1 rRNA gene is annotated in these 255 nt (G+C 53.3%); it reads right to left on the bottom strand.

Features of this window, described 5'->3' with window-relative positions:
* Positions 1-255 (bottom strand): 23S ribosomal RNA (locus KOL94_RS25990); the annotation flags it as partial.

Below are 255 nucleotides of genomic sequence, written 5' to 3'. Positions count from 1 at the left end.
CCATTCAGTGTTACCTGAACTTCACCCTGGACATGGGTAGATCACTCGGTTTCGGGTCTACGACAACGTACTCATGCGCCCTGTTCAGACTCGCTTTCGCTGCGGCTCCGTCTTTGCGACTTAACCTTGCACGTTATCGTAACTCGCCGGTTCATTCTACAAAAGGCACGCCGTCACCCGTTAATGGGCTCCGACTACTTGTAGGCACACGGTTTCAGGATCTCTTTCACTCCCCTTCCGGGGTGCTTTTCACCT

The organism is Alkalihalobacillus sp. TS-13, assembly GCF_019720915.1.
Classification (GTDB): domain Bacteria; phylum Bacillota; class Bacilli; order Bacillales; family Fictibacillaceae; genus Pseudalkalibacillus.
Note: the sequence above shows the minus strand (reverse complement) of the source record. Positions and strands in the feature narration are given on the sequence as shown.